The 21,036-nt window shown below is 62.5% G+C and carries 24 protein-coding genes; 7 read left to right on the top strand and 17 right to left on the bottom strand.

Annotated features, from left to right (window positions below; translation table 11 throughout):
- Positions 1 to 96: 96 nt before the first annotated feature.
- A complete protein-coding gene (locus JV551A3_RS08200) occupies positions 97 to 696 on the top strand; it encodes a Yip1 family protein (protein ID WP_012270925.1) in 600 nt (199 codons plus the stop codon).
- A 133-nt stretch (positions 697 to 829) separates the two neighbouring features.
- Complete coding sequence (locus tag JV551A3_RS08195; protein ID WP_112251091.1) at positions 830 to 1,324, top strand: SprT family zinc-dependent metalloprotease; 495 nt, start codon at positions 830 to 832, stop codon at positions 1,322 to 1,324.
- Positions 1,325 to 1,511: 187 nt separating this feature from the next.
- On the opposite strand, the gene fpr is transcribed toward JV551A3_RS08195, so the two are convergent.
- Entirely contained in the window at positions 1,512 to 2,291 is a 780-nt protein-coding gene (gene fpr, locus JV551A3_RS08190) for a ferredoxin-NADP reductase (protein ID WP_079229370.1), read from the bottom strand.
- Between the two features lie 121 nt (positions 2,292 to 2,412).
- Between fpr and finR the strand changes: the two genes are divergently transcribed.
- Positions 2,413 to 3,339, top strand: coding sequence for a LysR family transcriptional regulator FinR (finR, locus tag JV551A3_RS08185; RefSeq protein ID WP_133970557.1), 927 nt, complete (start codon positions 2,413 to 2,415; stop codon positions 3,337 to 3,339).
- Here finR and JV551A3_RS08180 read toward each other — a convergent pair.
- The 4 genes from JV551A3_RS08180 to JV551A3_RS08165 all read right to left on the bottom strand — a co-directional run bounded on the left by JV551A3_RS08180 (position 3,336) and on the right by JV551A3_RS08165 (position 5,563).
- Positions 3,336 to 3,701, bottom strand: a complete 366-nt coding sequence (locus JV551A3_RS08180) for a diacylglycerol kinase (RefSeq protein WP_004375479.1) — start codon at positions 3,699 to 3,701, stop codon at positions 3,336 to 3,338. The two genes, finR and JV551A3_RS08180, sit on opposite strands and share 4 nt — an antisense overlap.
- Before the next feature lie 73 nt (positions 3,702 to 3,774).
- The gene (erdR, locus tag JV551A3_RS08175) at positions 3,775 to 4,425 is read right to left on the bottom strand and encodes a response regulator transcription factor ErdR (protein ID WP_112251088.1); all 651 of its coding nucleotides are present in this window, start codon (positions 4,423 to 4,425) and stop codon (positions 3,775 to 3,777) included.
- 78 nt (positions 4,426 to 4,503) lie between these two features.
- On the bottom strand, positions 4,504 to 5,214 hold the full coding sequence (locus tag JV551A3_RS08170) for a tRNA-uridine aminocarboxypropyltransferase (RefSeq protein ID WP_133970556.1): 711 nt from the start codon (positions 5,212 to 5,214) through the stop codon (positions 4,504 to 4,506).
- 163 nt (positions 5,215 to 5,377) lie between these two features.
- On the bottom strand, positions 5,378 to 5,563 hold the full coding sequence (locus JV551A3_RS08165) for a hypothetical protein (protein ID WP_133978559.1): 186 nt from the start codon (positions 5,561 to 5,563) through the stop codon (positions 5,378 to 5,380).
- On the opposite strand from JV551A3_RS08165, the gene JV551A3_RS08160 reads away from it, so the two are divergent.
- Positions 5,562 to 5,981 carry a quorum-sensing-regulated virulence factor family protein gene (locus JV551A3_RS08160; RefSeq protein ID WP_112251085.1) on the top strand — a complete coding sequence of 140 codons (420 nt, stop codon included), beginning with the start codon at positions 5,562 to 5,564 and terminating at the stop codon, positions 5,979 to 5,981. The two genes, JV551A3_RS08165 and JV551A3_RS08160, sit on opposite strands and share 2 nt — an antisense overlap.
- 12 nt (positions 5,982 to 5,993) lie before the next feature.
- Here JV551A3_RS08160 and JV551A3_RS08155 read toward each other — a convergent pair whose 3' ends face one another.
- Positions 5,994 to 6,203 (bottom strand): hypothetical protein, encoded by a 210-nt coding sequence (locus JV551A3_RS08155; protein ID WP_133970554.1) that lies wholly within the window; start codon positions 6,201 to 6,203, stop codon positions 5,994 to 5,996.
- 161 nt (positions 6,204 to 6,364) lie between these two features.
- Between JV551A3_RS08155 and JV551A3_RS08150 the strand changes: the two genes are divergently transcribed.
- A complete protein-coding gene (locus tag JV551A3_RS08150; RefSeq protein WP_133970553.1) occupies positions 6,365 to 7,483 on the top strand; it encodes an LOG family protein in 1,119 nt (372 codons plus the stop codon).
- A gap of 204 nt (positions 7,484 to 7,687) precedes the next feature.
- Here the strand turns inward: JV551A3_RS08150 and recX are convergent, their stop codons facing one another.
- The 4 genes from recX to JV551A3_RS08125 all read right to left on the bottom strand — a co-directional run bounded on the left by recX (position 7,688) and on the right by JV551A3_RS08125 (position 10,868).
- Positions 7,688 to 8,158: a recombination regulator RecX gene (gene recX, locus JV551A3_RS08140; RefSeq protein ID WP_085619270.1), complete on the bottom strand. Its 471-nt coding sequence runs from the start codon at positions 8,156 to 8,158 to the stop codon at positions 7,688 to 7,690.
- A gap of 21 nt (positions 8,159 to 8,179) precedes the next feature.
- Positions 8,180 to 9,247, bottom strand: coding sequence for a recombinase RecA (gene recA, locus JV551A3_RS08135; RefSeq protein ID WP_015269214.1), 1,068 nt, complete (start codon positions 9,245 to 9,247; stop codon positions 8,180 to 8,182).
- Between the two features lie 103 nt (positions 9,248 to 9,350).
- A complete protein-coding gene (locus JV551A3_RS08130) occupies positions 9,351 to 9,833 on the bottom strand; it encodes a CinA family protein (RefSeq protein WP_133970551.1) in 483 nt (160 codons plus the stop codon).
- Between the two features lie 381 nt (positions 9,834 to 10,214).
- Entirely contained in the window at positions 10,215 to 10,868 is a 654-nt protein-coding gene (locus JV551A3_RS08125; RefSeq protein WP_133970550.1) for a glycosyltransferase family 25 protein, read from the bottom strand.
- Between the two features lie 302 nt (positions 10,869 to 11,170).
- On the opposite strand from JV551A3_RS08125, the gene mutS reads away from it, so the two are divergent.
- Entirely contained in the window at positions 11,171 to 13,744 is a 2,574-nt protein-coding gene (gene mutS / locus JV551A3_RS08120) for a DNA mismatch repair protein MutS (RefSeq protein ID WP_166674221.1), read from the top strand.
- 140 nt (positions 13,745 to 13,884) lie between these two features.
- Complete coding sequence (gene fdxA, locus JV551A3_RS08115; RefSeq protein ID WP_004375459.1) at positions 13,885 to 14,208, top strand: ferredoxin FdxA; 324 nt, start codon at positions 13,885 to 13,887, stop codon at positions 14,206 to 14,208.
- A 638-nt stretch (positions 14,209 to 14,846) separates the two neighbouring features.
- On the opposite strand, the gene rpoS is transcribed toward fdxA, so the two are convergent.
- From rpoS to fghA, 7 genes are all read right to left on the bottom strand, one after another.
- Positions 14,847 to 15,854: an RNA polymerase sigma factor RpoS gene (gene rpoS, locus JV551A3_RS08110; protein ID WP_013971277.1), complete on the bottom strand. Its 1,008-nt coding sequence runs from the start codon at positions 15,852 to 15,854 to the stop codon at positions 14,847 to 14,849.
- A 108-nt stretch (positions 15,855 to 15,962) separates the two neighbouring features.
- Complete coding sequence (locus tag JV551A3_RS08105; RefSeq protein ID WP_112251071.1) at positions 15,963 to 16,820, bottom strand: peptidoglycan DD-metalloendopeptidase family protein; 858 nt, start codon at positions 16,818 to 16,820, stop codon at positions 15,963 to 15,965.
- Between the two features lie 220 nt (positions 16,821 to 17,040).
- Complete coding sequence (locus tag JV551A3_RS08100) at positions 17,041 to 17,679, bottom strand: protein-L-isoaspartate(D-aspartate) O-methyltransferase (protein WP_015269209.1); 639 nt, start codon at positions 17,677 to 17,679, stop codon at positions 17,041 to 17,043.
- 35 nt (positions 17,680 to 17,714) lie between these two features.
- Entirely contained in the window at positions 17,715 to 18,464 is a 750-nt protein-coding gene (gene surE / locus JV551A3_RS08095; protein WP_085626450.1) for a 5'/3'-nucleotidase SurE, read from the bottom strand.
- Positions 18,452 to 19,510: a tRNA pseudouridine(13) synthase TruD gene (gene truD, locus JV551A3_RS08090; protein WP_085593278.1), complete on the bottom strand. Its 1,059-nt coding sequence runs from the start codon at positions 19,508 to 19,510 to the stop codon at positions 18,452 to 18,454. Before truD ends, surE begins: the two co-directional genes overlap by 13 nt.
- On the bottom strand, positions 19,507 to 19,980 hold the full coding sequence (ispF, locus tag JV551A3_RS08085) for a 2-C-methyl-D-erythritol 2,4-cyclodiphosphate synthase (protein WP_015269207.1): 474 nt from the start codon (positions 19,978 to 19,980) through the stop codon (positions 19,507 to 19,509). The genes truD and ispF overlap by 4 nt, the downstream gene beginning before the upstream one ends.
- A gap of 201 nt (positions 19,981 to 20,181) precedes the next feature.
- On the bottom strand, positions 20,182 to 21,036 hold the full coding sequence (fghA, locus tag JV551A3_RS08080) for an S-formylglutathione hydrolase (protein ID WP_133970549.1): 855 nt from the start codon (positions 21,034 to 21,036) through the stop codon (positions 20,182 to 20,184).

Here is a 21,036-nt window from a genome sequence, read left to right as displayed (position 1 = left end):
CATAAGGCCACATTACCGCTTGCTTCGGTGTTCCGGCCTGGCGCCGCTTGCGCTCCATCTGGGGGGCGTTTGGCAACATTGAGAGGAGTGATCGGCATGATTCATCACGTTGTGGGGCTGTTTACCCATCCCGACCAGGAATGGCGGGAAATTCGTGGCGAAGAAGAAACCATCAGCCACATGTACCTGACGCATACCCTGATCCTGGCTGCGATCCCCGCCATTTCGGCGTTCATCGGTACCACCCAGGTCGGCTGGGTGATCGGCGACCGGCCAGCGGTGATGCTGACCATGGAAAGCGCCATCTGGATGAGCATCATGTCGTACCTGGCGATGCTTGCCGGGGTGGCGGTAATGGGGGCGTTCATCCACTGGATGGCCCGCACCTACGATGCCAACCCGTCAATGGCACAGTGCATCGCCTTTGCCACCTACACCGCCACCCCGTTGTTCATCGGTGGCCTGGCGGCGCTGTACCCGCACCTGTGGCTGGGCATGCTGATCGGCACTGCCGCCATCTGCTACACGGTGTACCTGCTGTACGTCGGCTTGCCGACGTTCATGAACATACCGTCTGACGAAGGCTTCCTGTTCTCCAGCTCGGTGCTGGCGGTAGGCCTTGTGGTACTGGTGGCGATCATGGCCGCCACGGTGATCATCTGGGGACTGGGCGTGGGGCCCGTCTACACCAACTAGAAACAGACCCGACCAACACTGGGGCATCAAACCTGGGGCCGCCGCAAGGCGGCCTCTGGCTGTGCGCTGACCGGTGGCTCGGCAGCTTGCCCGGGGTTGCGGCATAATGCCCGGTCAGGAGAACCACCCCGCCATGCCCGAGCTGCTCAGACAACGCGTCGAAACCTGTTACCAGCAAGCTGAAACCTTCTTCAAACGCCCCTTCCCGCGCCCGGAGGTCAGCTTCAAGCTGCGCGGGCAAAAAGCCGGTGTCGCCCACCTGCACCAGAACCTGCTGCGCTTCAACCTGCAGCTTTACCGCGAGAACCAGGAAGACTTCCTGCGCCAGACCGTGGCCCATGAAGTGGCGCACCTGGTGGCCCACCAGCTGTTCGGCGACCGTATTCAGGCCCATGGCGAGGAGTGGCAGCTGATCATGCGCGGGGTGTATGAACTGCCGCCCAACCGTTGCCACAACTACGAAGTGCAACGGCGCGTGGTGACCCGCTACATCTACCGCTGCCCATGCCCGCAGAGCGACTTCCCATTTACCGCGCAGCGGCACAAGCTGGTGCGCCAGGGGCGGCGTTACCTGTGCAAGCGGTGTCGGGAGATATTGGTGTACAGCGGCGAGACGCGCGTGGAATAGATTGTGTCTTGCCTGTTCCGGCCCCTTCGCGGGTAAACCCGCTCCCACAGGGACACCACTGACGTCAGGCCTTGTGCTATCCCTGTGGGAGCGGGTTTACCCGCGAAGAGGCCAGTGTTGGCGACACATGAATCACAGGCACAAGAAAGGCGACCCTAGGGTCGCCTTCTTTGCATCAGCCTGCGCCTTACTTCTCGACGAAGGCACGCTCGATCAGGTAGTCACCCGGCTCGCGCATGCGCGGGGAGACCTTCAGACCGAAGCTGTCCAGCACTTCGCTGGTCTCGTCGAGCATGCTCGGGCTGCCGCAGATCATCGCGCGATCGTCCTCCGGGTTGATCGGTGGCAGGCCGATGTCGCTGAACAGCTTGCCGCTGCGCATCAGGTCGGTCAGGCGGCCTTGGTTTTCGAACGGTTCACGGGTAACGGTCGGGTAGTAGATCAGCTTGTCGCGAACCGACTCGCCGAAGAATTCGTTCTGCGGCAGGTGCTCGGTGATGAACTCGCGGTAGGCCACTTCGTTCACGTAGCGCACACCGTGCACCAAAATCACTTTCTCGAAGCGCTCGTAGGTTTCCGGGTCCTGGATGACACTCATGAACGGCGCCAGGCCAGTGCCGGTGCTCAACAGGTACAGGTGCTTGCCCGGTTTCAGGTCGTCGAGAACCAGGGTACCGGTAGGCTTCTTGCTGATGATGATCTCGTCGCCTTCCTTCAGGTGCTGCAGCTGCGAGGTCAGCGGACCGTCCGGCACCTTGATGCTGAAGAACTCCAGGTGCTCTTCCCAGTTCGGCGAAGCGATGGAATAGGCGCGCATGAGCGGACGGCCGTTGTCCTGTTGCAGGCCGATCATCACGAACTGACCGTTCTCGAAGCGCAGGCCCGGGTCACGGGTGCACTTGAAGCTGAACAGGGTGTCGTTCCAGTGGTGCACACTGAGGACACGTTCGTGGTTCATGTTGCTCATTTAATGGGGCTCCTGAAGAAAGACGCGGCGCGCGCAAGACGCGCAGTTGCGCGATAGTTTAGGGGCAGCGACAATATCTGTTAACTGGATTATCAAGATATGTGTTATCGGTTATATAGATATGCGATTTACACTTCGTCAGCTGCAAGTCTTCGTTGCCGTGGCCCAGCACCAGAGCGTTTCGCGCGCCGCCAGTGTGCTGGCCTTGTCGCAGTCGGCCGCCAGCACCTCGATCACCGAGCTTGAGCGCCAGTCCAGCTGCCAGCTGTTCGACCGCGCCGGCAAGCGCCTGAGCCTCAACGCCCTGGGCCAGCAACTGTTGCCGCAGGCCGTGGCCCTGCTCGACCAGGCCAAGGAAATCGAAGACCTGCTCAACGGCAAGTCCGGTTTCGGCTCGCTGGCGGTCGGCGCCACGCTGACCATCGGCAACTACCTGGCCACCTTGTTGATCGGCAGCTTCATGCAGGTGCACCCGGAAAGCCAGGTGAAGCTGCACGTACAGAACACTGCGCATATCGTGCAACAGGTGGCGCATTACGAAATTGATCTGGGTCTGATCGAAGGTGATTGCAACCACCCGGACCTGGAAGTGCAGCCCTGGGTCGAGGACGAACTGGTGGTGTTCTGCGCGCCGCAGCACCCGCTGGCCAAGGCGGGCCGCGCCGATGTACAGACCTTGTCTCAGGAAGCGTGGATCCTGCGCGAACAGGGCTCAGGCACGCGCCTGACCTTCGACCAGGCCATGCGCCACCACCGCACCAACCTCAACATCCGCCTGGAGCTGGAACACACCGAAGCGATCAAGCGCGCGGTGGAGTCGGGCCTGGGCATCGGCTGCATCTCGCGCCTGGCTCTGCGTGACGCCTTCCGCCGCGGCAGCCTGGTGCCGGTGGAAACCCCGGAGCTGGACCTGATGCGCCAGTTCTACTTCATCTGGCACAAACAGAAGTACCAGACGTCGGCCATGCGCGAATTTCTCGAACTGTGCCGCAACTTCACTGCGGGCTTCACACGCAGTGACGAGATCGTGTTGCCACCGATCGCTTAAAGCAGAATCACGCCCCACACCAGCGCCACCATGGTCAGTGCCACCAGTTGCGCGGCGCTGCCCATGTCCTTGGCGTTTTTCGACAGTGGGTGGCGCTCGAGCGAAATGCGGTCGATGGCTGCCTCCACCGCCGAGTTGAACAGTTCGACGATCAAGCCCAACAGGCACACGGCGATCATGATCGCCCGCTCCGCACGGCTGACCGGTAGCCAGAAAGCGATCGGGACCAGCAGCACATTGAGCAGTACCAGCTGGCGGAACGCGGCCTCGCCCTTGAAAGCGGCGCGCAGGCCGTCCAGCGAATAGCCGGCGGCGTTGAAGATACGTTTGAGGCCGGTCTGGCCCTTGAATGGCGATGTCATGTATGTCACTTCACAACGGAAAGGCCAGCAGACTAGACCGGCACGGGTCAAAAAAGCGTGAAGCCACACGCACTCAGCTGCTGGCAACCGATTCAAGTTGTTGCAGCAGCAACGCCGCCTGGGTCCGGGTACGCACACCCAGCTTGCGGAAGATCGCGGTCACGTGGGCCTTGATGGTCGCTTCCGAAACGCTCAGCTCATAGGCGATCTGCTTGTTCAGCAGGCCTTCACAGACCATGGTCAGTACGCGGAACTGCTGTGGCGTGAGGCTGGCCAGCCCTTCGCTGGCGGCCTTGGCCTCGGCCGAGACATCGACCTTTTCGAACGCCTGTGGCGGCCACCAGACCTCGCCATCGAGCACTTTGCGCACCGCATCCTGAATAACTTCCAGGGTGCTGGACTTGGGAATGAAGCCACTGGCACCAAACTCGCGGGACTTGACCACCACTGCGGCCTCTTCCTGCGCCGATACCATCACCACGGGTATCTGCGGGTATTGCCCGCGCAGCAGCACCAGCCCGGAAAAACCATAGGCACCCGGCATGTTCAAGTCCAGCAACACCAGGTCCCAGTCGGCTTTTTCGCTCAGGCGGGTTTCCAGTTCGGCAATGCTGGCGACTTCAACCAGGCGTACATCCGGGCCCAGGCCGAGGGTAACGGCCTGGCGCAAGGCGCCACGGAACAGCGGGTGGTCATCGGCAATCAGGATTTCGTAAGTGGCCATCGATCTGGGGATCCTGTTCTGTGTCGGGCACTCGGGTAAGGGTCATTATGAACCAAAGCAGGGGTTGTGCCCCTTGGACTATAGGAAGGTATGCAAACGCTGGTGGGTGTCGTCCTGCTCGTCCAGCGGCAGGCGCCGCTTGCCGCTCAGGTAATGCAGGCTGAACACATCCAGGTAGGCGTCCAGCGCCTGCGAGGCCTGGGTATCGCCAGCCAGGTCCAGGCACATGGCCGCGACTTCCGCAGTGCAGAAGTGATCATCGCGCTTGGAGCGGCGCAGCCGGTAGCGGGACATCTGCTCGGCCTGCAGGCTCAACACCGGGAAGCGGTCAAGGTATGGGCTTTTGCGGAACATCTTGCGCGCTTCGGTCCAGGTGGCATCCAGCAGGATGAACAGCGGGCGCTTGCCCGGCTCGCGTACCACTTCGCTGACTACTCGCTCCTGGGCAACGAATTCGCCGGGAAAGACGATATAGGGCTGCCAATGCGGATCGTCCAGCAACGCCAGCAAGCCTTCGTCGACCGAAGTGCGCAGCCAGCCAAAGGCCGAGGTGTCCTGGATCAGGTCGGCGATCAGCCAGCCGGTATTGGTGGGCTTGAGCGGCTCGGTGTCATGCATCAGCAGGCACACGCCGGACTCGGCCTGCACCCGAGGCTTCCAGGCGCACAGGCAATGAGTGGCAATGACCCGGCAGTCGGGGCAGCGCTCGGCACGCGAACCACGGGCGATGAAAGGCTTGTTGCTGCGCGCCAGGCGTTCGGCGCGCAGGCGCGCTACCGCATGGCTCATGCCGGCAGGCCTCTGGACAGGTTGGGAATGGACACAAGGATGACTCGGAGAAAACTAAGGGCGCCAGTCTATCAGAACAGGGGCCAATTGCTGTGCAGGTGGCGGCGCGGTCTTTATAATCGCTGTTTTACCCAGCCTCGCGCCTGCGCGCTTCTGGGGCTGCTCAGCCCATCGCCGGCAAGCCCGCTCCCACCTCGATTGCATTGCCTTGGGCCATGTGCAATCCCTGTGGGAGCTTGCCGGCGATGGGCCGCACGGCGGCCCCATTTGCAGCCAAAGTGCGGTTGTCACGGAACGCCGTCGACCCGCGCATGTCAAAGCGCCAGTCATCGAACCAGGAGAGATTCATGCTGCGCCGTATCGTCCCCGCCCTGAGCCTGTTGCTCGCCCTGCCCCTGGCAGCCCAGGCGGCTTCCAAGCAGGAATACGACCTGAACAACATGCTGCAGAAGGTTGCCAAAGAGAGCAGTGTCGGCACCCCGCGAGCCATCAACGAGGACATCCTCGACCAGGGTTACACGGTGGAAGGCAAGGCACTGGTCAACCACCTGAGCGTTCGCCAGGAGCATGCTGCGCGCATGCAGGCCAACCCCGATCAGGTACGCAGCCAGCTGGGTGACAGCGTCTGCCGCAACAGCGGTTTCCGCAACCTGATGTCCAAAGGCGCGGTGATGGTCTACCGCTTCACGGTCTACAAGACCAACCAACCGATCATGGACCAGGCGTTCGACAACGCCAGCTGCGTCGCAGGCAACAAGAAGAAGTAACCACTTCGATCGCTACGCTTTCTCGTCCTCACGGGCGCGCCAGTGCCCTTCAGCGGCATCGGCGCGCATCTCTGCCAGCAGCGCCTGCAAGTAGCGCGACTGGCATTCCAGCCCCGACAGCCTGCGCCGGCACTCGGCTTCCAGGCTCAGGTGATGCACCAGGGCCGCATTCTCCAGCTGCTGGTAAAGCTGCCGGTCCACTTCGATGATCAAGCGATGCATAACGCCACCTCCTGCATCGACACGTTTCGCTTTACCCAGTTAACCAAACCCGCATCCCCCGTGGCTGCATGCCGACGGGCGGCGATGCCGAACACCCCGGCACGATTGAGCGCAAGGGTCTAGATTGAGGTCAGAGGTATTGGTGCAGAAGGAGACGTTGCATGCCTTACCAATCGAGTGAACTGCTGTTCAGCCACTTCCGCGACAACAACATCGACCTGAGCAACATCGACGCACAACTGCAACTGGTAGCACCGAACAGCCCCAACCTGCCGCTGTACCGCGACATGATGCTGACCATCCTGCGCATGGCCCATGACGACACCGACCGCTGGAGCGCCAAGATCACCCTGCAGGCGCTGCGCGAACTGGACCATTCGTTCCGCACCCTGGAACGTTACAAGGGCCGGCGCAAGGTGACCGTGTTCGGCTCGGCGCGCACCCCGCTGGAACACCCGATGTACGCCCTGGCCCGCGAACTGGGCGCCACCCTGGCACGCTCCGACCTGATGGTCATCACCGGTGCCGGCGGCGGCATCATGGCGGCAGCCCACGAAGGCGCCGGCAGCGACCACAGCCTGGGTTTCAACATCACCCTGCCCTTCGAGCAACATGCCAACCCCACGGTGGATGGCACCGACAAGCTGCTGCCGTTCCATTTTTTCTTCATCCGCAAGCTGTTCTTCGTCAAGGAGGCCGATGCCCTGGTGCTGTGCCCGGGTGGTTTCGGCACTTTGGATGAAGCGCTGGAGGTGTTGACCCTGATCCAGACCGGCAAGAGCCCGCTGGTACCGGTGGTGCTGCTGGACTCACCAGGTGGCAGCTTCTGGCGCGACTGCCTGGATTTCATCAGCCGGCAACTGGAGGAAAACCGCTACATCCTGCCAAGCGACCTGAAACTGCTGCGCCTGGTGTACAGCGCTGACGAGGCAGTGGAGGAAATCAACCAGTTCTACAGTAACTACCACTCCAGCCGCTGGCTGAAGAGCCAGTTCGTGATCCGCATGCATCACCCGCTCAGCGAGGCGGCGCTGTATGACATCCAGGAAGGCTTTGCCGACTTGCGTCTGAGTGGCAAGTATCACCAGCAACCTGATAGCAGTGCCGAGCACGAAGTGGGCAATTTCAGTCACCTGACCCGTTTGTCATTTGCCTTCAATGGTCGGGATCAAGGCCGGCTTCGTGAACTGGTGGACTTCATCAACCTGCCGGAGAACTGGGCCAAGCCGCAGCCCATGCATACCACGCAGCGGGCCAGGGAGGCGTTGAAGGTCAGTTGATCGTGACATTAGTCCGCGCATCCTGTGGGAGCGGGCTCATCGAGGCGTCGAACCGCCGCGAAGAATCCAACGCGGTGTATGGCACCGGCTGCGCCGGTGTTCGCGGGCTTGCCCGCTCCCACAGGAGCGACGCACTGTCTGATACATCGCCTCAAACCTGTGGGAGCGGGCAAGCCCGCGAAGGGCCGCAAAGCGGCCCAGTCTTCAGTAGTCGTCGATATCCCGCCCACTGAGCAAGCGGCCGATCATGTCCATGGGGAAACCCCGGTACGCCAGAAAACGGGTCTGCTGGGCACGGCTGCGGGGATCTTGCGGGCGTTGACCAGCAAACTTGCGCTGCCATACGTCACGCATGCGCTCGCCCCAGTCCACCTCGCTCTCGCGCAGCGCCTGCTCGATATCAGCACGCGCCAAACCGCGCTGGCCTAGCTCTTCGCGAATACGCGCAGGGCCATAGCCGGAGCTGGAACGGTACCGGATGAAACTTTCGAGGTAGCGGGCTTCGCTAAGCAGCCCTTCTTCGGCGAGCCGGTCGAGTTCAGGCTCGATAAGCTCGTCCGAAGCGCCGCGCTGACGCAACTTGCGCGTCAGCTCGACGCGACCGTGCTCACGTCGCGCGAGCAGGTCCATGGCTGTCCGCCGGATGGCGACGGGAGTGTCGAGTACGGCGGACATGATCGGCTATCTACCGCGCAATCAATAACCGGCGTCTGCGTCGGCCATGTCATCGGCATCGGCTTCAGCAGCAGCAGCCTTACCAGCAGCCGCAACAGCCCCAGAAGTCAGCAGCTTCTCACGAATCTGCTTCTCGATCTCGGCACCAATAGCCGGGTTCTCAGCCAGGTACTTGGCAGCGTTGGCTTTGCCTTGACCGATCTTGTTGCCTTGGTAGGCGTACCAGGCACCGGACTTCTCGACCAGACCCTGGGAAACACCCAGGTCAATGATCTCGCCGTTACGGTAGATACCCTTGCCGTAGAGGATCTGGAACTCGGCCTGACGGAATGGTGGCGAAACCTTGTTCTTGACGATCTTGACGCGGGTTTCGCTACCGACCACCTCGTCGCCTTCCTTGACCGCGCCGGTGCGGCGAATATCCAGACGCACCGAAGCGTAGAACTTCAGGGCGTTACCACCGGTGGTGGTTTCCGGGCTGCCGAACATCACACCGATCTTCATACGGATCTGGTTGATGAAGATGACCAGGCAGTTGGCGTTCTTGATGTTACCGGTGATCTTGCGCAGCGCCTGGGACATCAGGCGCGCCTGCAGGCCCACGTGCATGTCGCCCATCTCGCCTTCGATCTCGGCCTTCGGTACCAGGGCGGCCACGGAGTCGACGATGATCACGTCGACAGCGTTGGAACGCACCAGCATGTCGGTGATTTCCAGGGCCTGTTCGCCGGTGTCCGGCTGCGAGACCAGCAGGTCGTCGACGTTTACGCCCAGCTTGCCGGCGTACTCGGGGTCGAGGGCGTGTTCGGCGTCGACGAAGGCGCAGGTGGCGCCGTTCTTCTGGGCTTCGGCGATGACCGACAGAGTCAGTGTGGTCTTACCCGACGATTCCGGGCCGTAGATCTCGACGATACGGCCTTTTGGCAGGCCGCCGATGCCCAGGGCGATGTCCAGGCCCAGCGAGCCGGTGGAGATGGCAGGGATAGCCTGGCGCTCGTGGTCGCCCATGCGCATGACGGCGCCCTTGCCGAATTGGCGTTCGATCTGACCCAGGGCCGCAGCCAAGGCGCGCTTCTTGTTGTCGTCCATTGAAATCCTCACGTGTTCGACTTGGCCCTGACGGCCGGAATACCTGTATAAGTAGCCAGTATTATTCCACAGGCAAGCGCCCGCGCAAACCCCTGTCGTCGATTTACTCGGCACCAAGCTGTAACAAGCCGTCTAATGCGGCGATCACCGTCTGTCGGCGCACCGCCTCGCGGTCGCCGTCGAACTGGCGCCGCTCGCTGAACACATGGTTGCCGTCGCCCCAGGCCAACCACACGGTCCCCACTGGTTTGGCAGGCGAACCACCGTCTGGCCCGGCCACGCCGCTCACTGCCACGGCAAAGCGCGCACCGCTGGCGGCCTGGGCACCGCGGACCATCGCTTCGACCACTTCCTGGCTTACCGCGCCAACCTGGCCGAACAACGCTGCGGGCACTCCCAGCTGACGGGTTTTCTGGGTATTGGAATAGGTCACGTAACCGGCCTCGAACCAGGCCGAGCTGCCGGGCACACGGGTTATGGCCTCGGCGATGCCGCCACCGGTGCAGGATTCGGCGGTGGTCACCTGCGCGTTGAAGCGGCGCAGGTGCTCACCCAGGCGGATGGCAAGCGTGGTGATCGGGTCCATGTCGGGCTCCTTGAAGACTGCCTTCTACCCTAGCATTTTGGGGATGAGGGATGGGCATCGGACGGCGCGCGGGACCTGGGGGAGTTCGCCTTGAGGTTTTTATCGCCCATGAGATCGAGCGCCGCCCGCGCGGCGCTTCGCAGCACAAGGCTGCTCCTACATCTGTTTCGGGCCAGTAACGCCTGTGCCAATTCAAGCGACCGCCTTGTTTACCCGGCACGATATCGAGGTGGACGCCCTGGGGCCGCGCACTTTCGTCTCAGGAATAACTGGCCCGAAACAAATGTAGGAGCAGCCTTGTGCTGCGAAGCGCCGCGCGGGCGGCGCTCGATCTCACAGGCGCCAAACCTCTCAAGGCATGCACCTGAAGCCCACGCCAAATCAGAAACTCAGCCGAAGCACGGTCCGCCAGATGTTCTTCATCGGTGAACGACGATGCTTGGCCCAGTTGCGCTCCCACCACTCGTCCTCATTGCGCACCACCTGTTCCAGGTCGCTACCGGCCACGGCGGCGGCGTGCTGGCGGAACATCATGGGGAATACGCAATGCTGGCGGATCCGGTGCTTGACCACCACATCCACCGGTGTGCCATCGTAGGGCGTCTGTGCGAGGATCCGGCAGCCCTCGCGCGACAGCACATAAGCATGCAGCGCCACCACCCGCCCGCGGGCGATGAACGGGAACCAGGTCAGCCAGGTTCGCCCCATGGAGTAACCCAGATGCAAGGCCTCGAAGGACCGTTTCTGCATGAAGCGATTTACCCAGCGCACTTGCGAAGGCTTGAACTCATAAGCCTTGGCATCGTCTTCGAAGATCAGGATTCGATCGAGGCCGTTGTCCAGCGCATGACGGGCCAGTTGCTGATGGGACTCGTAGCAACCGCGCTTGGGGTCGCTGTTTTTCTCGACGACATGAAAGTGCACTTCATTGTCGAGTTGTCGCCCGATGGTTTCGCTGAACAGCGCGCGCCGGTCGACGCGGGTGTCGAGGGAAATACAAAAAACCGCATCTACATCAAAACGAACTGCGCTCACTGCACTAATCAACCTGTTGCAATAACTTTCTATTGGGCCGCAGGCCACCGCGAATGCGTCAGGCAAGCCATCCCTGATGGGCAAGAGCGCGCAATTCTCCATGGCAGCACGGTGCTGTCAACCTGCCTTCAATGCAACCCTGCGCGCTTGCCAGACATGCAGGTACTGCCTGCCGGGTAGCCGTGTTAACCTATGCGGCTTGAAAAATCCGGTGGGTCTCGGCGTCGCGCATGCAACACAGAACGCCCCAATTTGCCCCACAATATTGAGACCTACTTTTTAAGCCCTTGATGAATAAAGCAATCTCCGATTTCTCCGCACACACCCCAATGATGCAGCAGTACTGGAAGCTGAAGAACCAGCACCCGGACCAGCTGATGTTCTACCGCATGGGCGACTTCTACGAGATCTTCTACGAAGATGCGAAAAAAGCCGCAAAACTGCTGGACATCACGCTGACCGCGCGCGGTCAGTCGGCCGGCCAGTCCATCCCGATGTGCGGGATTCCGTTCCATTCGCTGGAAGGCTACCTGGCCAAGCTGGTCAAGCTCGGCGAATCGGTGGTGATCTGCGAGCAGATTGGCGACCCCGCCACCAGCAAGGGCCCGGTGGAACGCCAGGTGGTGCGTATCATCACCCCCGGTACGGTCAGCGACGAGGCCCTGCTCGACGAACGTCGCGACAACCTGATTGCCGCGCTGCTCGGTGACGAGCGCCTGTTCGGCCTGGCCGTACTGGACATCACCAGCGGCAATTTCAGCGTGCAGGAGATCAAGGGCTGGGAAAACCTGTTGGCCGAGCTCGAGCGCCTGAACCCGGTCGAGCTGCTGATCCCCGACGACTGGCCGCGCGACCTGCCTGCCGAAAAACGCCCGGGTGCCCGTCGCCGTGCGCCATGGGACTTCGACCGCGACTCGGCGCGCAAGGCCCTGTGCCAGCAGTTCGCGACCAAGGACCTCAAGGGCTTTGGCTGCGACAAGCTGACCCTGGCCATCGGCGCCGCCGGTTGCCTGCTGATCTACGCCAAGGAAACCCAGCGCACCGCCCTGCCGCACCTGCGCAGCCTGCGCCACGAACGCCTGGACGACACGGTTATCCTCGACGGCGCCAGCCGCCGCAACCTGGAGCTGGACATCAACCTGGCCGGCGGCCGCGACAACACCCTGCAGTCGGTGATCGACCGCTGCCAGACCGCCATGGCCAGCCGTTTGCTGAGCCGCTGGTTGAACCGCCCGTTGCGCGACCTCAAGGTGCTGCAGGCACGCCAGGACTCGATCCGTTGCCTGCTCGACGGCTACCGCTTCGAGAAGCTGCAGCCGCAGCTCAAGGAAATCGGCGATATCGAGCGGATTCTCGCCCGTATCGGCCTGCGCAACGCCCGCCCACGCGACCTGGCACGCCTGCGCGACGCCTTGGGCGCGCTGCCCGAGCTGCAGAACGCCATGGCCGAGCTGGAGGCGCCGCACCTGGCCCGCCTGGCCGCCATTACCGGCACCTACCCCGAACTGGCCAGCCTGCTGGAGCGGGCGATCATCGACAACCCGCCGGCGGTGATCCGCGATGGCGGCGTGCTCAAGGCCGGCTATGACAACGAACTGGACGAGCTGCTTGCGATCAGCGAGAACGCCGGCCAGTTCCTGATCGACCTGGAAGCCCGGGAAAAGGCCCGCACCGGCCTGGCCAACCTCAAGGTCGGCTACAACCGGGTGCATGGCTACTTCATCGAGCTGCCGACCAAGCAGGCCGAGCAGGCCCCGGGCGACTACATCCGCCGTCAGACCCTGAAAGGCGCCGAGCGCTTCATCACCCCGGAACTTAAGGCGTTCGAGGACAAGGCGCTGTCGGCCAAGAGCCGCGCCCTGGCCCGCGAGAAGATGCTCTACGATGCCTTGCTGGAAACCCTGATCAGCCACCTGGCGCCGCTGCAGGACAGCGCCGCGGCCCTGGCCGAACTGGACGTACTCAGCAATCTGGCCGAACGTGCGCTGAACCTGGACCTGAACTGCCCGCGCTTCGTCGACGAGCCGTGCCTGCGTATCGAGCAGGGCCGTCACCCGGTGGTGGAACAGGTATTGACCACACCGTTCGTGGCCAACGACCTGGGCCTGGACAACAGCACGCGCATGCTGATCATCACCGGCCCGAACATGGGCGGTAAGTCTACCTACATGCGCCAGACCGCCCTGATCGTGCTGCTTGCGCACATCGGCAGCTTCGTACCGGCGGCCAGCTGCGAGCTGTCGCTGGTCGACCGCATCTTTACCCGCATCGGCTCCAGTGACGACCTGGCCGGCGGCCGCTCGACCTTCATGGTCGAGATGAGCGAAACCGCCAATATCCTGCACAACGCCACCGACCGCAGCCTGGTGCTGATGGACGAAGTGGGCCGCGGCACCAGCACCTTCGACGGCCTGTCGCTGGCCTGGGCCGCCGCCGAGCGCCTGGCCCAGCTGCGTGCCTACACACTGTTCGCCACGCACTACTTCGAGCTCACCGTGCTGCCGGAAAGCGAGCCGCTGGTGGCCAACGTGCACCTGAACGCCACCGAGCACAACGAACGCATCGTGTTCCTGCACCACGTGCTGCCTGGCCCCGCCAGCCAGAGCTACGGCCTGGCCGTGGCGCAGCTGGCCGGCGTGCCGACGGCCGTCATCCAGCGTGCCCGTGAACATCTGGCGAGGCTGGAAACCACCAGCCTTGCGCATGAACAGCCCCCGGCCCAAAAGGCCAAGGACGTGCCACAGGTCCCGCACCAGAGCGACCTGTTCGCCAGCCTTCCACACCCGGCCATCGAGAAGCTGGGCAAGCTGCAGCTGGACGATATGACCCCGCGTCAAGCTATCGAAATGCTATATCAACTAAAGAACCTGTTATAACGGCGCCCACTACAAGCTGGTAGAATCCGCCGCGGTTTGCTGGTGCTGCAGGTTATTAGCCTGGCCTGCAGCCACATGCCCGTAAACCGCGCGGCCCTGAGAGGAAGGGCCGCCGCCGTCGCCTGAGGAGAGAATTAGAAATGACCTTCGTCGTCACCGACAACTGCATCAAATGCAAATACACCGACTGCGTGGAAGTCTGCCCGGTGGACTGCTTCTACGAAGGCCCGAACTTCCTGGTCATCCATCCGGACGAGTGCATCGACTGCGCCCTGTGCGAGCCGGAGTGCCCAGCGCAAGCCATCTTCTCGGAAGACGAAGTGCCAGCGGGCATGGAAAACTTCATCGAGCTGAACGCCGAACTGGCGGAAATCTGGCCGAACATTACCGAGCGTAAGGACGCCCTTCCGGACGCTGAAGAGTGGGACGGCAAGACTGGCAAGATTGCAGACCTGGAGCGCTAATAGCGTCCGGACACGAAAAAGGCCCCTTGGGGCCTTTTTTGTTTTCTGCAGGCAAAAAAAAGGGGCGGTTTGACCCGCCCACATTTTTTCCGTAGTCCCTGCTTGTCCCAAACATCATCCTGATGAAATCGCTTCTTGCGACGTCCTTGGCTTTCCTCCTGAAAGCCTGTGCATGTCCCTGTGCACAGTTCGAATACTAGCGACTTGCGCCGGGCGGGCAACCGCCAAACCTCACAGGGTGTTGCAGGTGACACATTTCCTCACAGCTGAATAAGCCATGGTTTTCAATGAGTTGGGAAAACGCAGGTGCTGGATACGACAATGATTTACTGAAGCATACATAGAAGGCTTACAAAACAAGTAAGCAAAGGCTTACACGCGATGTTACTGGGGTGGCGCGGTACACATTTGATATTGGTTTTGCCTGGGCGATTTTGGGGCTGCTTTGCAGCCCATCGCGACACAAGGCCGCTCCTACAGAGGACCGCGATCGCCTGCATGATCGCGCCCCCTGTAGGAGCGGCCTAGTGTCGCGAAAGGGGCGCAAAGCGCCCCCGGCAATCTTGAGGGGAAACCCCTGGTCGCCACATACAAAAACGCCCCGAGATCATCGGGGCGTTTGACATTACAAACCTTCGTTACTGGAACAATGACTCACTGGAAAGGCCGTTCTTCTCGAGGATCTCACGCAAACGCTTGAGCCCCTCGACCTGTATCTGCCGTACCCGCTCACGGGTCAGGCCGATCTCCAGGCCGACATCTTCCAGGGTGCTGCTTTCATGCCCGCGCAGGCCAAAGCGGCGCACCACCACTTCACGCTGCTTGTCGGTCAACTCACCCAGCCATTGGTCGATGCTCTGCGACAGGTCGTCATCCTGCAGCAGTTCGCACGGGTCGGTCGGGCGGTCGTCGGTCAGGGTATCGAGCAGGGTCTTGTCCGAGTCCGGGCCGAGCGACACATCCACCGAAGACACCCGCTCGTTCAGGCCCAGCATGCGCTTGACCTCGGCGACCGGCTTCTCCAGCAGCGTGGCGATTTCTTCTGGCGAGGGTTCGTGGTCCAGTTTCTGGGTCAGCTCGCGCGCGGCGCGCAGGTAGACGTTCAGCTCCTTGACCACGTGGATCGGCAGGCGAATGGTGCGGGTCTGGTTCATGATTGCCCGCTCGATGGTCTGGCGAATCCACCAGGTCGCATAGGTCGAGAACCGGAAACCACGCTCCGGGTCGAACTTCTCGACTGCACGGATCAGGCCCAGGTTGCCCTCCTCGATCAGGTCGAGCAGCGACAGGCCGCGGTTCACGTAACGACGGGCAATTTTTACAACCAGGCGCAGGTTGCTTTCGATCATGCGCTTGCGGCCGGCAGGGTCGCCCTTTTGCGACAGGCGCGCAAAGTGCACTTCCTCTTCCGGCGAAAGCAGAGGCGAGAATCCGATCTCGTTGAGATACAGCTGGGTGGCATCGAGCGCCCGGCTGTAATCGATGTACTTGTGTTGCTTGAGCGAAGAGCCCGACTTGGCCCTCGTCCGAACCGAAGATACAGCAGGTTCGTCTGACACCACATCCGTTTCCAAAACGATACCCGTCTCCATCAGAAGTAGGTCATCGTCGATGTCAAACTCCGGCACTTCTTTACTGAGAGCCATTGTTATAGTCCTTTGCTGAGTTCGAACTCAGACTCGAGCGGCACCTGTCTCCCTGGCAGCGCTGGAGCCTGTCCCCTCTACATCACAGGAACAGGCCGGGCCCAACGGTCAACGACGTGGCAGGAACTGGAGCGGATCGACGGGTTTGCCCTGGCGGCGAATCTCGAAATGCAGCTTCACCCGATCAGTGCCCGTGGACCCCATTTCAGCAATCGACTGCCCTGCCTTGACCTGCTGCCCCTCCCGAACCAACAGCCTGCGGTTATGGCCGTAGGCACTGACGTAGGTATCGCTGTGCTTGATGATGATCAGTTCGCCGTAGCCCCTCAAGCCACTCCCGGCGTACACCACCGAACCATCAGACGCAGCAAAAACAGGCTGTCCCAAATCACCGGCGATATCAATGCCTTTATTCAAACTACCGTTTGAAGCGAATTTTCCAATCAGCACGCCATTGGCAGGCCAGGTCCAGCCACCTACTGCGCGCTCTGCGGCAGGCACCGTGGCAACCACCGGGGCGCTGCTGGAGGCTGTCGGCGTGGCCGGCCTGGTGGTGCTGGCAGGGGGTGTGCTGGTACTGCCCACAGGCCGCCGGATGACCGTGGTCTTGCTCGACGAAGACGGGCTGGACACCACCGTGGTGCTGCCGGTAGAGCCGCTGCTGAAACGAATCGCTTGCCCCGGGCGAATGGTGTAAGGCGCCGCGATGCCGTTGCGCGCAGCCAGCTCCTTGTAGTCCCAGCCATAACGGAAGGCGATGGAGAACAGCGTATCGCCAGGCTTGACGATGTATTGCCCGGTGGTTACAGCCGGGCGCTTGGGCACGGTGTTATTGCGGTCGACCACCCGCGCGCTGTTGCTGCTGGTGCTAGAGCAACCCACCAGTAGCGTGCCCATGGCCAGTGCAATCACCAGAAGCGTGAAACCCGACCCGTCCTTGCGCTGCCGAATGACTGTGTGACCCACCCGCGCTCCCCTCATGGTGCCGAAAACGATATGAAGACAAGAAATGCAATATTGTTGCAATTATAACCAAGCCCGCCCGCATTGGCAGGGTGGGTGAAAGACTGCTGCAAAGCCTTGGTACACGCAGTGCGCTGGCGCTTCACCCCGCCAGATAGACAGGGCGTTGCTGCAAGAATTCGGTGCTGGCGCAAAAATATCGCGCGGCTCGAACCAGCCGTGTTCAGGCCAGCGGGCCGTTGAGCAGCGGTACGAAGCGCACGGCCCCCAGCACACGGCGAGAGAATCCATGCTCCTCGCGCACGATCAGCATCAGCTGCTGGGTTTCACCGGCCGGCCCTACCGGAATCACCATACGGCCACCGGGTGCCAGCTGGTCAAGCAGTGCCTGCGGCACTTCCGGCGCCACGGCGGTGACGATGATGCCATTGTACGGCGCCAGCGCCGGCCAGCCTTCACAACCGTCGCCCCAGCGGAACACCACGTTGCGCAGGTTCAGCTCCACCAGGCGCTCCTTGGCCCGGTCCTGCAGCACCTTGATGCGTTCCACCGAGAACACCCGCTCGACCAGTTGGGCCAGGATTGCCGTCTGGTAGCCCGAACCGGTGCCGATCTCCAGCACCTTGTCCAGCGGCCCGGCCTCGAGCAGCAGCTCGCTCATGTGGGCAACCATGAATGGTTGCGAGATGGTCTGGTTGTGGCCGATCGGCAGCGCCGTGTCTTCGTAGGCGCGATGCGCCAGCGCCTCGTCGACGAACAGGTGGCGCGGGGTACGACGGATCACGTCGAGCACCTTGGTGTTCGAAACGCCCTCCTCGCACAGGCGCTGGATCAGCCGCTCCCGGGTACGCTGGGAGGTCATGCCGATGCCACGCCGCAGCATATCGTCCTCGCGCATCAGAGCAGGCCCTCCAGCCAACCGTCGAGCTGCTCGAAGGCATCACTGAAGGTGCGGTCGAGCTGCAGCGGAGTGATCGATACATAGCCCTGCATCACCGCGTGGAAGTCGGTACCTGGCCCACCGTCCTCGGCATCCCCGGCCACGGCGATCCAGTAACCTTCCTTGCCGCGCGGGTTGACCACCTTGGTCGGCGCCGCCGCGCGCGCCCGGTGACCGAGGCGGGTGAGCTGAATGCCACGAATGTGCTCCAGCGGCAGGTTGGGGATGTTGACGTTGAGCACGGTGCGCGGCGGCAAGGCCAGACGCGACTGCGCCTCGACCAGGCGGCGGGCGATATGGGCCGCGGTCGGCAGGTTGTCCGGCTGGCGCGACAACAAAGAAAACGCCAGCGAGGTACCACCGAGAAAACGGCCTTCCAGCGCGGCCGCGACCGTGCCCGAATAGAGCACGTCGTCGCCCAGGTTGGCACCGAGGTTGATCCCCGACACGACCATGTCCGGCGTCTGTGGCAACAGCCCATTGAGCCCCAGGTGCACGCAGTCGGTCGGCGTGCCGTTGAGGCTGATGAAGCCATTGGCCAAGGTCTGCGGGTGCAGTGGCCGGTCCAGCGTCAGCGAACTGCTGGCGCCGCTCTTGTCTTGATCCGGGGCAATAACCACGCACTCGGCGTAATCCGCCAGCGCAGCGTGCAGCGCGGCGATGCCGGGTGCGGTAACACCGTCGTCGTTCGAAATCAGAATACGCATGAGCTGTCCGTCTGCCCCGCCGACACCAGATCCACGACTTCGCGCACCACCACGGTGGCGAAGCATCCGGCCGGAAGGACGAATTCCAGTTGCAGGATATCAGGCTCGGGATAATGCCACGTAAGACCGCCAATAGGGAGCCGCAGAATACGTCGTTCGTGATCCATGCCCGCCAAGGCCAGCCACTGGCAAAGTGCCGGCTGCCGTGCGGCGATCGCATCCTCTTGTTGCGCAGTACTTCCCGTAGCCGGCGAATCGCCTGCCCCCCACAGCGGGCCGGTTGGATGCAGGTCAAGGATCGCCAGCCGAGGATCGGAACATTCCGACTCCCCAGCGGGAAAGAAGCTACGACTGGTGGTGAACGCCAACAGGTCGCCCACCTGGGCACGCGCCCAGCTGCCGTCGGCAACACGGGCGGCCAGCACCTGGTTGAACAGGTAGCTGCGCCCGGCCGAGAGCAACCGCGAACGCACGTTGCGCTGTTCGGGCAAGGCCTTGCGTGCGGCCCAATCGAGGGCGTCGTGAACGTTACCACCACCGTGACCGAAGCGCTGAGTGCCGAAATAATTCGGTACACCGTGCTGCTTGAGCTGTTCCAGCCGCGCATCCACGGCCTGATGATCGGCAGCCAGGGCAGTCAGGCGCAGCGTGAAGCCGTTGGCCGAATGCGCGCCGCGCTGCAGCTTGCGCTGGTGTCGCACCTGCTTGAGCACACGCAGGCTGGCATCCTCGGCACGTGACAGGTCCGGGTCGGCCTTGCCTGGCAGGTGCAGGCTGAACCACTGGCGGGTCAGGGCCTGGCGGTCCTTGAGGCCGGCGTAGCTGATCGTGCGCACCGGCACCCCAGCGGCACGGGCCAGGCGGCGGGCCGCCTCCTCGGTGTTCAGGTCACGCTTTTCGACCCACAGCCACAGGTGCTCGCCCTGGCCCGACAGCGGGATGTCCAGTACTTCGTCGACCTGGAAATCTTCGGCCACCGCCTTGAGGACGGCGGTACCCAGTGGTTCGCCCGATGCGCGCGGGCCCAGCAGTTCCAGTTCGGTCATGCTGGCAGCAGCAGGGCTACCGAATGCACGGCGATGCCCTCCTCGCGGCCGGTGAAGCCCAGCTTCTCGGTAGTGGTAGCCTTGACGTTGACCTGGTCGAGCTCGACCTGCAGGTCTTCGGCGATCAGCTTGCGCATGGTTTCGATGTGGGGGGCCATCTTCGGCGCCTGGGCGACGATGGTGGCGTCGATGTTGCCGACTTTCCAGCCCTTGGCCTGGACGATGCCGACCACATGGCGCAACAGCACGCGGCTGTCGGCGCCCTTGAACTGCGGGTCGGTGTCGGGAAAGTGCTTGCCGATGTCTCCCAGCGCTGCCGCGCCTAGCAAGGCATCGCTCAGGGCGTGCAGCAACACGTCGCCATCGGAGTGGGCCAGGAGGCCGTATTTGTGGGGGATACGCACCCCGCCCAGGGTAATGAAATCACCGTCGCAGAAACGGTGCACATCGTAGCCATGGCCAATACGCATAGAAAAACGCCCTGAATGAGTCAGGGCGTGATTCTACCTGCTTTAGCTGCCATTGGGGCCGTCGTTGTAGGAGCAGCCTTGTGCTGCGAATGGGCCGCAAAGCGGCCCCGGCAATATCGGCGATAGTGTTGGACCCAGGGTCTGCTTCGCAGCCCATTCGCAGCACAAGGCTGCTCCTACGGGCGATCGCGCAGTTACCCCTTACACCCGCCCCAGCGCCACTGCATGATGACGCAAGTGCTCCTCGATGAAGCTGGCAATGAAGTAATAGCTGTGGTCATAGCCAGGCTGCAGGCGCAGGGTCAGTTCATGGCCACCTTTGCGTGCCGCCTGCTCCAGGGCTTCAGGCTTGAGCTGCTTTTCCAGGAAGTCGTCGCGGTCGCCCTGGTCCACCAGCAACGGCGGGCATTTGCCGGCCGGGGTCTCGGCCAGCAACACGCTGGCATCCCACTCGCGCCAGCGCGCACGGTCTTCACCCAGGTAGCGGCTGAAGGCTTTCTCGCCCCAGGGGCAATCCATCGGGTTGCTGATCGGCGAGAACGCCGACACCGAACGGTAGCGCCCCGGGTTGCGCAAGGCGCACACCAACGCGCCATGCCCACCCATGGAGTGGCCACTGATGCTGCGCTCGCCCGAGGCCGGGAAATGCGCTTCGATCAACGCGGGCAACTCCTCCACCACATAGTCGTGCATGCGGTAGTGCTGGGCCCAAGGCTGCTGAGTGGCATTGAGATAGAAGCCGGCCCCCAGGCCGAAGTCCCAGGCGCCGTCCGGGTCGCCCGGCACCTGCTCGCCACGCGGGCTGGTGTCGGGGGCGACGATGATCAACCCAAGCTCCGCGGCCAGGCGCTGGGCGCCAGCCTTCTGCATGAAGTTCTCGTCGGTGCAGGTGAGGCCGCTGAGCCAGTACAGCACCGGCAGCTTCTCGCCCTGTTCAGCCTGCGGTGGCAGGTAGACGGCGAACACCATGTCGCAACCCAGCACCTTGGAGTGATGCCGGTAACGCTTATGCCAGCCGCCAAAGCTCTTCTGGCAGGAGATGTTATCCAGGCTCAT

Origin of the sequence: Pseudomonas inefficax (assembly GCF_900277125.1) — a bacterium.
Lineage (GTDB): Bacteria > Pseudomonadota > Gammaproteobacteria > Pseudomonadales > Pseudomonadaceae > Aquipseudomonas > Aquipseudomonas inefficax.
This window is presented reverse-complemented; position numbering and strand designations above follow the sequence as displayed.